This window comes from Geomicrobium sp. JCM 19055, assembly GCF_000698185.1.
Taxonomy (GTDB): domain Bacteria; phylum Bacillota; class Bacilli; order Bacillales; family Marinococcaceae; genus Geomicrobium_A; species Geomicrobium_A sediminis.
The window spans coordinates 24,649-34,882 of the sequence record NZ_BAXL01000035.1; the positions used below are offsets into that span (position 1 = coordinate 24,649).

A 10,234-nucleotide genomic window follows, 5' to 3' on the forward strand; every position below is an offset into this window, starting at 1 on the left:
AAAGTACAAAAACGAAAGCAAACGCTGTTGACCATCGTGTCAACAGGCGTTTGCTATACGTTCTGTTCTTTCTTAAATGGTTAAGTAAGGTTGCAATGCTCTGAGTTCTTCCATTGATGCAATGTCACGTTCTTGTAATGGTACGAACACTTTGGATTGGTTCTTAAAACGTTGTTGAATTTCTTCTTTGTAACCATCTTCCAATTGTTTACGTTGCTTGAAAAATGCAGAATCATTCGCTTCATTTGGCAAGCACTTATTTACGATTAAACCGCTCACGTCCATTTGATGCTTTTTTTAACTGTTCGATCGCACGGTCTGTTTCTTCTATCGGTAGCTTCTCTGGGGTTAACACATAAAGAAATCGAGTCTTTTCGTTATCGAGTAACCACGTTCTGGCTAATGAGAACTTTCGTTTACGTTCCATTAACGTTTGATAAATTGGGTCTTCTACAGGTTCACCGTCATTGAGCAGTGAACTGTAGTTGTCTGTGACAACCTTTCTACGCTTTAACATTCCATTAATCCACGCTTCCATAAGTTCAGGCAAAGTAAGCAGACGAATGGTATGACCTGTCGGAGCTGTATCAAAGATAATCGAATCGTACGTAGACGTATGTTCCAAAATAATTGAAACGAGTCTGTCAAACAGGGCACTTTCATCTGCGCCTGGGGAAGAAGCCGCTAAGTCGATTTGTCGATGAACTTCAGGTAAGCGGTGGGCATGGACAAGCCCTTTAATATTCTCTTTAACACCCTTAATGTAGCGCTTCGATTCTTCCTGGGCGTTGATTTCAAGGCCATCTAACTGTTTCGTAAGTGAAGTGACCTTATGACCGATGCGCTTTTGAAAAAGATCTTGAAGGTTGTGCGCGGGGTCTGTGGAAACGAGTAAAACGCGCTTGCCTTGGTCCGCTTGCTGTAAAGCAAAGGCGGAGGATGACGTCGATTTACCGACGCCTCCTTTTCCACCGAAAAAAAACAATCTTGTGTGTAGTCATCGCTTGTTCACCTCGTGTAGTGATTAGCAACAGCGAATTTGGTCAAGGGGGGACTTCTCCATGCCCATGCGCAAATGCCAATCGTGGAATTGCTCAATGATATGAGGATACATTTCTAGTGTGTAATAAGATACTGGATTCGGTAGGCCAAGCATTTCCGAGAAGCATAGTAAATGAAATAAATCATCCTCATCGCGCAGCTCGCGCTTTACATCTGCTTTATGAGGAAGGCTTAAGACTTCATCGTACCACGCTAATGCTTGAGCAATTTTTTTTGAGAAATTCATAGGACTCTCCTATACGTCTAAATCTTGGTTGGTATCGTTTTTCTTCTTAAATATAAAGATCGCTTCTAAACAAATCCAAGAGGCGAATACAAAGACAATTGAACCGATTCCAAACAATAGCCATTCTCCTGATGGGAGCCATTCGGTCGTAAGCTGGATGAACATCGCCGATAGTGTCATCGTAAGAAGAAAGATCATCGGTATGAGTGTGATGAAATAGTTCCTTCCGAGTTTCCTGAGCCAAATCGTGATGAGGAGGAGAGTAATACCTGCTAGCAATTGGTTTTGAGTACCGAACAGTGGCCATAGTAAGTAACCACCTGAACCAAATCCACGATCATCTCCTGGCATCATAACGAGAGCCATGCTCGATGCAACAGCAATGGAAGTAGCAACGTGCTTTTTCGTTAATGTAGGCACTTTATATTCAGTCGCAAGTTCAGCGATAATATAGCGCATTAATCGTACTGAAGTATCAAGTGTTGTTGCCGCAAAGCTGATTACGATAACGGCAACGATCGTTTCTGCAACATGAGCGGGGATCATTAAGCCGGTTGCAAGTTGCCCAGCACCTGCAATGAAATTATTAAGCCCTGTTTCATTTGCAACGTTAAAGCTAGTGTAGGCCGCGTTAAACGCATCGGCAGAAGCGAACAACGTCGTAACAGCAATAATTGAGAGCAATGCCAGTACGCCTTCACCGACCGCTCCTAAGTAACCGACCATGCGGGAATCCGGTTCACGACGAATTTGTTTGGATGAAGTTCCCGATGCAACCAGGCGTGGAAGCCAGAGATTGCGCCGCAGGCGACAGTGATGAATAACAATGGGAACCAAGAAACATCATCAACAGATCGAGTAGCTGGTGCAGTGACTGTAGGGTTTGTTACGAAAATGGCAAGGTAGAGCAACCCTAGTCCCACGACAAATTGTTGGGCATTGATGTAGTCTCTTGCTGTAGTAATCGCCAAACTGGTAAAGTAGATGCAAAATACACATAAATGAATGAGATTACGATCCAAATTAAGAAAGCCATCGGAACAGCGCCCATTCCAAGAACAGTGCCTTCTTCTCCGCCAAAGTAACTGACTAAATCAATTTGTAATATAGGAAATTGAGCAGCGAGTACGGCTGTACCATACATAATGGCTAGAGCAATAATAGATGGGATTAGCATGCTTTTTTTGACGCTTGTGGATCGCAACACCAATCCAAAGGGCGATTGGTATTTGAATGAATATTGAGATAACACTTGCCGGGAAGCTAATAAAAAGGTTTGCAACAACCCATGCAAATACAGCATTTACCATAACAACGAGGAGCAAAATAATGAACAAAAATAATAGCTTCCCACGACGACCAATGAGCTTGTTGGCAATTGTTCCGACGGATTGACCTTTGTTCCGAACCGATAATGCAAGAGCACCAAAATCATGAACACCTGCGGCGAATACAGTTCCAAGCACAACCCATATAAACGCAGGTAACCAACCCCAATAGACGGCGATAGCTGGTCCTAAAATAGGTGCTGCACCAGCAACAGAGGTAAAATGATGCGCCCAAACGACGGATCTCTTTGTTGGTACAAAATCGACCCCATCATTGTATTGTTCTGCAGGGGTTTGGAAATTTGGGTCTAATCTGAATACTTTCTCGGCAATGTATTTAGAATAATAGCGATAACCGAGAGCAAATACGATCATTCCAATTAAAGCTAAACCAATACCAGGCATGATCAAACACTCCTTTCAAACGTGTTAAGCTTAAGTATAAAGCCTTGGTCAACAATTTTGTAGGATTTATTTACAAAGTATTTAAAAGAACCATAGCCAAATGGTGTAATATTCAAAAAATTAGTTGCATCAACGATTTATTCATGGTAATTTAGAAGGGAAAAAGTGAAGATGACTCACTTGAGATTGAAATGTAAGGAGGCCTTTATACGATGAAAGGCACAGTAAAGTGGTTTAACGCAGAAAAGGGTTTTGGTTTTATTGAAAGAGAAGACGGAGACGACGTATTTGTACATTTCTCTGCTATTCAAGTGGAAGGGTTTAAGACTCTCGAAGATGGTGAAACAGTAGAATTTGAAATCGTCGAAGGCGACAGAGGCCCGCAAGCGGCTAATGTTGTGCGTCCATAGAGAATAATTAAGTTGGAAGCGGTTGCATCGTTGCGCCGCTTTTTTTCTTTTTGATGGATCTAATAGGATAGGGAGGGAACTGCCAGACATAGAGTGTGGCGGTGATTACGATGTTTAGTATAAGAGTTGATGAACACATACAGATTCATCTTATAGAAATGAACCATATTGAAGCAATGTATGAAGCTGTACATAACTCAAGAGCACATTTAAGGCGTTGGCTTCCTTGGGTTGATCAGGTAAAATCAATATATGACTATCAACCAATTATAGGTTCTTGGCTCCAACAATTTGCAGAGGGTAGAGGGTTTCAAGCCGGAATTCGTTATGATGGAGAATTTGTCGGGATGATTGGCCTTCATGATATTGACTGGGCGAGTCGCAAAACAACAATGGGCTACTGGTTATCGCAACAGGCTGTCGGCAAAGGGATTATGACGAAGGCTGTGGATGCTTGTCTTTATGTTCTTTTCGAAGAATATCAACTAAACCGTGTGCAAATTAATTGCGGTGTTGAAAACTTTGAAAGTCAAGGAATTCCTAAGCGCCTAGGGTTTGAATTGGAAGGGGTCGTTAAAGACGGAGAATGGCTTTATGACCACTATCATGATTTATATCAATACAGTCTTCTACGATCAACTTGGTTGGAGCGACAACAGGGATAGAGGAAAGGGAAGAACGTTGTACGATGGAAACAAACGATTATTTAGCATTTAAGAAATACGATCATCTGATCGTCAGTATTTTATTTACGATCGCTTATTTTTTTGTACATTTTTGCAATGGCTTCATTTTCATTTCCTACGGTACTAATGATCATTGCGGTTATTTTTATCGCTTGGGCGATTTTTGAACGCCAAAACACACGAGCGTTACTAGCACTGATCATTCCGAAGTATAAAGAAGTTATGAACTTTGAACGAATGATTGCTCCAGAGGCACATCACAACTATCGTATTAGTTTGCGAATTAGCTTACTGATTGTTGGGACGGCTTTATTTGTTATATCAATTCTACAATCATTTGGAACGATCGAAGTGGATGAGACGATGCTTACATTACCCGTCATTTATCCAATTGCACTCGTTGTTGTAAATGTGAACGTGCATTCGAGGTACAAACGGATGTTAGCTGAACGCAAACTGTCATAAAAATTGACATCTACCGTATGAGCGAGGAATAGTGATGATTATCTAGCTTTAGTAATCTCACTCGCTCATATGGCTTTTTAGCGTAATTATCGCAATTAACAGGTAATATATACGAATCAGTAAGTTTGAACCATTTTTAATATATGATAAGATAAGAAAAAGCTACGAGTCATACTTAATTCTAGGACAACGTAGTATCAGGTAAATAATAAGAATTTTAAGGGGAGATTAACGAATGCGAAAATTCGGTCTTATTTTGTTTCCTGCTGCAATTTTAGCGCTTGCTGCATGTGGAACGAGCACTTCAGTAGAGGACTTTCAAGAGAACGGGGTAACGTTAGGTGTTGCCAATGAAGAGCCATACGGATACATAGACACAAGCACAAATGAAGCAACTGGAGCGAGTGCAGAAATTGCTCGAGCTGTATTCGAGCGTATGGGTGTTGAAGTCATTGATGCGGAAGTTTCGGACTGGGATAACCTTATTCCTAGTTTGAATGCTGGCAACTATGATGTTGTTACGGCGGGTATGGACGTTCAACCAGAACGTTGTGAGAATGCTTCTTTTGGTGATATTGAATATAGCTATGGTGAAGGAATGGCAGTACAAGCGGGGAACCCAATGGATCTTCATAGTTATGAAGATGCAGTTGAAGCAGGGGCGACAATTTCAGTGATGTCTGGAGCGAATCAATTCGGCATGCTAGAAGCGATTGCTGAAGAAAAAGGGCTCGATCCTGAAGCGGACTTGAACATTATGCCAGCGAATGACATCCCAGGGAACATAGCAGCCGTTGAATCAGGTGATGCAGATGTTACTGTGATGACCGATGCGACGATGAATGCAGCGATTGCAACAGCGGATGAGAATTTAATTGAACAACCAGAGAACTTCACGAACCCAGTTATTGAAGGTGAAGAGCAAGTTGCTTACGGTGCAGCGCTATTCCGTAGTGACGATGATGATTTGCGTGAAGCATACAACGAAGCGTTAGCGGATTTACAAGGTAGTGACGAGTTTGTCGCAATCTTAGAAGAATTCGGGTTTAGTGCGGACAATGTCGTTGAAGGTGTGACAACAGAAGATCGTTGCAATGCAGGTGGAGATGAAGGCTAAGCGTAAGCTTTAATCGATGAAGCACGGCGGGAATACAAACGTCCGTGCTTTTTTACATCACAAGATTAAGCAAGAAAGAGGAGACTGAAGATGTTCACTAACATCGATACATTTTTACCGTATATATTAGGTGGATTAACGACAACCGTACAAGCATTTCTGTTTGGTGCAGTTCTCGCGTATTCGATTGCTATTGTCGCTGGACTTGCAAGGACGAGTCGGCTTGCAATTGTTCGTGGTGTTGCAACGGTTTTTGTTGAACTTTTTCGTGGAACTTCTTTACTCGTGCAAATGTTCTTCTTTGCGTTTGCCTTTCCGGCATTAATGCCATTTACAATGTCAACGTTTATCGCTGGTGGCCTAGCACTCGGGTTAAATTATGGTGCGTACGCTTCAGAGGTTGTAAGAGGTGCAGTTCTTGCTGTACCGAAAGGGCAAAAAGAAGCTGCGATTTCTTTGAACATGTCTAAGTTTCAGACGATGCGAAGAGTTGTATTGCCACAAGCGTTTCGTCTCATGTTACCTGGACTCGGGAACAATGCGATTGAACTTCTAAAAGGGACGTCACTCGTATACTTTATCTCTTTAGCAGATATGACGTTTAACGCGAACATACTAAGAAGTTCTAATACGTCACTCGCAGCACAAGTTGAGATTTATACATACTTGTTGCTCGTCTATTTCGTACTGGCGTTGCCGCTCGTGTTCCTTACTCGTTGGCTTGAGAAACGTGCTTCGAAAGGAGTGAGTACAGCATGACGTGGGATTGGGCATTTGCATTTGAGATTTTTCCAAGAATACTCCAAGGGGTTGGCGTAACGATTGGTGCGACGTTTTCTGCCTTTGCAATTTCATTAACGCTTGGTCTCGTTTTAACGTTACTTCGAAGGTCGTCGTTCAAACCATTATCGCTAACTGTTGCAGGAATTATTGAGTTTATACGTGTAACACCGCCGCTTGTACAGCTGTTCTTCGTTTATTTTGCATTTGATATGGGACCGTTTTTAACAGGTGCAATTGTGCTTGGTGTTCATTACAGTACGTACGTATCTGAAGTTTATCGCTCAGGAATTAATTCAGTTCCTAAGAGTCAATGGGAAGCAAGTCGAGCATTAAACTTTTCACCGGTTCAAACGTGGCGGAAAGTCGTGTTACCTCAAGCGATTCCTCCCATTATTCCGATGCTCGGAAATTACTTAATTATCTTATTCAAGGAAACGCCTTTGTTAATGGGGATTTATGTCACAGAAATGATGATGATTGCTCGTTCAATTGGTGCAGAAACGTATCGCTTCTTAGAACCGATCACGATTGTTGGGTTTATATTCCTCGTTCTAAGTTATCCGTGTGCACTATTTATCCGATATTTGGAGCGAAGATCTGGTCAAATTCCTGGAAGCGCTGAAAAGGGAGTGAAAGCATGACAGAACTAGCGGAGAATCTAGAGCCGGCACGAGAGGTGATCGTTCGGTACAATAACGTTAAGAAAGCGTTTGGTAACAATATTGTTCTAAACGATTTAAACCTTGATGTATATAAAGGAGAGAAAGTTGCGCTGATTGGACCATCCGGTTCAGGGAAGACAACGATTATACGTATGTTAATGACGCTCGAACAACCATCATCAGGAACGATTGAAATTGATGGTGAGCAACTTTGGCATAAAGAAGTAAATGGTCAATTAAAGGATGCGGATGAAAAGCATCTACGAAAAGTCCGTGGCAAAATTGGCATGGTGTTTCAGCAGTACAACTTATTCCCGCACATGTCAATCATGCGAAATTGTACAGAAGCACCGATTCACGTTTTGGGTCTATCGAAAGATGAAGCGAAAGATCGTGCACTGCAAATGTTACAGAAGGTTGGGTTAAGTGACAAAGTGGATATGTACCCTTCACAGCTTTCTGGTGGACAACAGCAACGTGTTGCGATTGCACGATCGCTCGTTATGCAACCGAAAGTGATGTTGTTTGACGAAGTGACAGCAGCTCTAGATCCGGAGCTCGTCGGAGAGGTGCTTGAGGTCATCAAAGACATAGCATCAGAAGGTGAGACGACGATGATGCTCATCACCCATGAGATGGATTTCGCTCGTGATGTGGCGGATCGTGTATTATTTTTAGACAATGGTTTAATTGCAGAACATGGGACACCTTACGATGTGATCGAAAATCCACAAAGTGATCGCCTGAAATCATTCCTCGGTCGATTTAATAATGCTCACTAAAGGTAGAAGGCTTTGGGAATTTCCCGAGGCCTTTTTTTTACGTTATGATAAGAGATAGGTGGTGAATAGAGATGAATGAACATGTTAGAGAGACTCATCCGCTTATTTATTGTATAACGAATGATGTGGTGATGAATTTCACAGCAAACGGTTTGCTAGCAGTTGGGGCAGCTCCTGTTATGAGTAAACAACCTAAAGAAGCAGCAGATCTGGCAGCAGCAGCTAACGGACTTCTATTAAATATGGGAACGCTTACTGATGTTCAGTTTGAAGCTATGAGGAATGCAGGTGTTTCAGCGAATCAAAACAATGTTCCAATCGTATTCGATCCTGTGGCTGTAGGTGCAACTACTTTTCGCTCACAATCAGCGGTACAATTGCTCGAACAAATTGAGATGACCGTTGTTCGTGGGAACAGTGGGGAAGTTGCTTCATTAGTAGGGATGGAAGCGAACGTACGAGGCGTAGATGGTTCTAGTGCAATTGAAACGAGCACGATTGCCAAAAAAGCGGCGAACGAGCTTAACACGATTGTTTGTGTGACCGGTGAAACGGATGCTGTAAGTGACGGAGAACAGACGATTACAATTACAAGTGGCCACGAGTGGTTAACGAAAGTTGTCGGTACAGGTTGTCTTCTCGGTGCAATTATTACAGCTTACGTTAGTACTCAGCAAGAGAACACATTAGAAGCGGTAGCTAGTGCCCTCGTTGATTATGGATTATGTGCGGAGGCAGCGCATACGCGTAGTGAGCAGGAAGGAATCGGAACGTTTCAACAGGCGTTTCTTGATGAGTTGTCAAAAAGAACAAGCAACACAACGCTTAGTAAAGAGCATTTTGTATACGTATAAACAAAACTCCCGTAAATCCACTCTAATTAGGAGAGGACATCGGGAGTTTTGTTTGTTTAGACATCGCGTTTTGAAGAAGTTCTAAAGAAGACGAAAGCCATACCTGTACTGACTGCTACCATAATGAAAGAAAATCCGAGAATTGCTAACAAACCGGCTGGTGTCATCATCATCAACCTCTCGACATAGTGACATCCTTAACGTAAGTGTAGCGCTTTCATACAAATTAAGCAAGAAATTTCAGTAAATTACAAAAGCAATCAACTATACGGGCGATCCCCTTTGCGCATAGAGTATTGTAAAAGGAGGATGAGCTATGGGCTGTCATAGTGGTAATAAAAAGCATGAACCAAAAATTCCGTGTCTAAATCAACATCAACATCAATGCGGATGTGGTTGTTCATGTGTATGTAAAGAGGTCGAGTGGATTTTAAAACATCAAACAGATGGATGTGCACAATCTTGTTATTGCTTATCGTTAAAAAAACGAAGGAAATTATGGAACGATTCCTGTTCTATTTAAAACATCCCACAATCATTTACTTTATGCGTTTGGGAAAGATCGCTTCGGTGAATCGTTTGTTACCGTTTATTTTCGAGTAAAAGACATTGACGATGAAGGGTGCGTAACTCTTGAATTACTGAGACCTTCAACGCCAATTGTTGTACCAGAAAGCGCAACGCAAATTCCAATTCAAAGTGTGAATGTGGATCAAGTACAATTGCAAAGAACGTGGCAATATGCAGTTGTCGATTGTCATGCGCTTTGCCAAGTACAATGTCTAGATCCAAATTTAGTCAGACGTTGAAACTTCTTATACCGATGAAACGTATAAAGAGTGTTAGAATAAACGTAGATAATCGTCGCAAGAGGAGATGAATAACTTGAATACATCATCGGTTCTCAAGTGGGTCACAGGTGGTATAGAGGCTTTCTTTGCAATTCCTCTGTTAGGATGGCTCATTTATACGCATACGTTTCCTGGTTTATTTTTATTGCTTCTTGGACTACACATCGTAACGTTAGTCCTTAGTATAAAAGATGGCAAAAACAAACACGGCAGTATATTAGGAATTGTGACGGCATGCCTCGCCTGGATTCCAATCCTCGGTTGGGTCATGCACATAATAACAGCAGTGCTTCTTATGATTGATGCGAGGCGTTCAGAGCGAGCAATAGAAATGTAGAAAAGGCTAACAAATTTGTTAGCCTTTTTTTATATAACAACTGTAGACAAAATCAATCTGTTATAATACAATAACTGTACAAGGGAAATTACACGAGGAGGAACGGACGATGAAAAAAAACTGAACTTTTAAAAGAGTCAAACCGATGTCAAGATTGTGGGGAGAAACTTCCGACAAAAGCGGATCGTTTCTTTACTCAGTGTGAACGTTGTTTACGACATGTCGAGCATAGTTAAACACCAGGTTTCCTGGTGTTCAGGCTGTTG

The 10,234-nt window shown here is 41.8% G+C and carries 13 protein-coding genes and 1 pseudogene; 10 read left to right on the forward strand and 4 right to left on the reverse strand.

Annotation, left to right across the window (positions count from 1 at the left end; all coding sequences use genetic code 11):
* Nucleotides 1-72 precede the first annotated feature (72 nt).
* From JCM19055_RS32495 to JCM19055_RS21600, 4 genes and pseudogenes are all read right to left on the reverse strand, one after another.
* The gene (locus tag JCM19055_RS32495; protein WP_370543272.1) at nt 73-279 is read right to left on the reverse strand and encodes an ArsA-related P-loop ATPase; all 207 of its coding nucleotides are present in this window, start codon (nt 277-279) and stop codon (nt 73-75) included.
* Nucleotides 257-985: an ArsA family ATPase gene (locus tag JCM19055_RS21590; protein WP_370543273.1), complete on the reverse strand. Its 729-nt coding sequence runs from the start codon at nt 983-985 to the stop codon at nt 257-259. Before JCM19055_RS21590 ends, JCM19055_RS32495 begins: the two co-directional genes overlap by 23 nt.
* A gap of 39 nt (nt 986-1,024) precedes the next feature.
* Complete coding sequence (locus JCM19055_RS21595) at nt 1,025-1,288, reverse strand: cory-CC-star protein (protein ID WP_042361287.1); 264 nt, start codon at nt 1,286-1,288, stop codon at nt 1,025-1,027.
* 9 nt (nt 1,289-1,297) lie between these two features.
* Nucleotides 1,298-3,021 (reverse strand): annotated as a pseudogene (locus JCM19055_RS21600) (carbon starvation protein A).
* Between the two features lie 212 nt (nt 3,022-3,233).
* Between JCM19055_RS21600 and JCM19055_RS21605 the strand changes: the two are divergent.
* From JCM19055_RS21605 to JCM19055_RS21650, 10 genes are all read left to right on the forward strand, one after another.
* A complete protein-coding gene (locus tag JCM19055_RS21605; protein ID WP_042361292.1) occupies nt 3,234-3,431 on the forward strand; it encodes a cold shock domain-containing protein in 198 nt (65 codons plus the stop codon).
* 110 nt (nt 3,432-3,541) lie between these two features.
* Entirely contained in the window at nt 3,542-4,096 is a 555-nt protein-coding gene (locus JCM19055_RS21610) for a GNAT family N-acetyltransferase (protein WP_042361309.1), read from the forward strand.
* Between the two features lie 117 nt (nt 4,097-4,213).
* Nucleotides 4,214-4,582, forward strand: a complete 369-nt coding sequence (locus JCM19055_RS21615) for a hypothetical protein (RefSeq protein WP_265182457.1) — start codon at nt 4,214-4,216, stop codon at nt 4,580-4,582.
* Nucleotides 4,583-4,817: 235 nt separating this feature from the next.
* Complete coding sequence (locus JCM19055_RS21620; protein WP_042361296.1) at nt 4,818-5,699, forward strand: transporter substrate-binding domain-containing protein; 882 nt, start codon at nt 4,818-4,820, stop codon at nt 5,697-5,699.
* Nucleotides 5,700-5,789: 90 nt separating this feature from the next.
* Nucleotides 5,790-6,458 carry an ectoine/hydroxyectoine ABC transporter permease subunit EhuC gene (ehuC, locus tag JCM19055_RS21625; protein ID WP_042361297.1) on the forward strand — a complete coding sequence of 223 codons (669 nt, stop codon included), beginning with the start codon at nt 5,790-5,792 and terminating at the stop codon, nt 6,456-6,458.
* Nucleotides 6,455-7,123: an ectoine/hydroxyectoine ABC transporter permease subunit EhuD gene (gene ehuD, locus JCM19055_RS21630; protein ID WP_042361300.1), complete on the forward strand. Its 669-nt coding sequence runs from the start codon at nt 6,455-6,457 to the stop codon at nt 7,121-7,123. The genes ehuC and ehuD overlap by 4 nt, the downstream gene beginning before the upstream one ends.
* Nucleotides 7,120-7,926 (forward strand): ectoine/hydroxyectoine ABC transporter ATP-binding protein EhuA, encoded by an 807-nt coding sequence (ehuA, locus tag JCM19055_RS21635; RefSeq protein ID WP_042361301.1) that lies wholly within the window; start codon nt 7,120-7,122, stop codon nt 7,924-7,926. The genes ehuD and ehuA overlap by 4 nt, the downstream gene beginning before the upstream one ends.
* Nucleotides 7,927-7,997: 71 nt before the next feature.
* Nucleotides 7,998-8,780, forward strand: a complete 783-nt coding sequence (gene thiM, locus JCM19055_RS21640; RefSeq protein ID WP_042361302.1) for a hydroxyethylthiazole kinase — start codon at nt 7,998-8,000, stop codon at nt 8,778-8,780.
* A gap of 506 nt (nt 8,781-9,286) precedes the next feature.
* Nucleotides 9,287-9,589, forward strand: coding sequence for a CotY/CotZ family spore coat protein (locus tag JCM19055_RS32500; protein ID WP_081833890.1), 303 nt, complete (start codon nt 9,287-9,289; stop codon nt 9,587-9,589).
* A gap of 76 nt (nt 9,590-9,665) precedes the next feature.
* Nucleotides 9,666-9,968, forward strand: a complete 303-nt coding sequence (locus JCM19055_RS21650) for a hypothetical protein (protein ID WP_265182458.1) — start codon at nt 9,666-9,668, stop codon at nt 9,966-9,968.
* The last annotated feature ends 266 nt before the right edge of the window (nt 9,969-10,234 follow it).

What these genes read in the sequence shown, in the direction of transcription:
- JCM19055_RS21605 (WP_042361292.1), top strand. Translation starts at nt 3,234, where the DNA reads ATGAAAGGCACAGTAAAGTGGTTTAACGCAGAAAAGGGTTTTGGTTTT.
- ehuD (WP_042361300.1), top strand. Translation starts at nt 6,455, where the DNA reads ATGACGTGGGATTGGGCATTTGCATTTGAGATTTTTCCAAGAATACTC.
- JCM19055_RS21610 (WP_042361309.1), top strand. Translation starts at nt 3,542, where the DNA reads ATGTTTAGTATAAGAGTTGATGAACACATACAGATTCATCTTATAGAA.
- JCM19055_RS21620 (WP_042361296.1), top strand. Translation starts at nt 4,818, where the DNA reads ATGCGAAAATTCGGTCTTATTTTGTTTCCTGCTGCAATTTTAGCGCTT.
- JCM19055_RS21615 (WP_265182457.1), top strand. Translation starts at nt 4,214, where the DNA reads ATGGCTTCATTTTCATTTCCTACGGTACTAATGATCATTGCGGTTATT.
- ehuA (WP_042361301.1), top strand. Translation starts at nt 7,120, where the DNA reads ATGACAGAACTAGCGGAGAATCTAGAGCCGGCACGAGAGGTGATCGTT.
- JCM19055_RS21595 (WP_042361287.1), bottom strand. Translation starts at nt 1,288, where the DNA reads ATGAATTTCTCAAAAAAAATTGCTCAAGCATTAGCGTGGTACGATGAA.
- ehuC (WP_042361297.1), top strand. Translation starts at nt 5,790, where the DNA reads ATGTTCACTAACATCGATACATTTTTACCGTATATATTAGGTGGATTA.
- thiM (WP_042361302.1), top strand. Translation starts at nt 7,998, where the DNA reads ATGAATGAACATGTTAGAGAGACTCATCCGCTTATTTATTGTATAACG.